Annotated in this window: 2 protein-coding genes; both read right to left on the reverse strand. The window is 64.2% G+C overall.

Annotation, left to right across the window (positions count from 1 at the left end; all coding sequences use genetic code 11):
* A partial coding sequence (locus RM572_RS29300; RefSeq protein WP_311676374.1) for a CoA transferase occupies positions 1 to 197 on the reverse strand: 197 nt, incomplete at its 3' end.
* Between the two features lie 31 nt (positions 198 to 228).
* On the reverse strand, positions 229 to 439 hold a 211-nt coding region (locus RM572_RS29305), incomplete at its 5' end, for an SDR family oxidoreductase (RefSeq protein WP_311676375.1).

Raw genomic sequence — 439 nt, forward strand, 5'->3', positions numbered from 1 at the left:
GCCCACACGAAGTGCGCAGCCTGACCGAGCACGACGTCGTCGTAATCACGGGCGAAATCGCCGCCCTTGGGGTTCTCGATCTTGATCACCCGCGCGCCGAAGTCGGCGAGCACCCGGGTGCACATCGGCGCGGAGACCGCCTGTTCCATCGCGATGACGGTGATGCCGGCCAGCGGCAAGGAGGAACAGCCCGTCATCTGTGGTTGGCTCGTAAACTCGCTCACAAAGTCACATAACCATGCCGCGATCGACCGGCAATACGTGCCCGGTGATGTAAGACGCGGCGTCGGAGGCCATGAAGACGAACGCGCCTGCGACCTCGTCGGCCTCGGCCCACCGTTTGAGCGGGATGCGGTTCATCATGTTGGCCGCGAACTTCTCGTTGGTGCGGATGGTTTCGGTCATCGGCGTCGCAGCCAGCGGCGCCAAGGCGTTGACC

Origin of the sequence: Streptomyces hazeniae, assembly GCF_031845485.1 — a bacterium.
GTDB lineage: Bacteria > Actinomycetota > Actinomycetes > Streptomycetales > Streptomycetaceae > Streptomyces > Streptomyces hazeniae.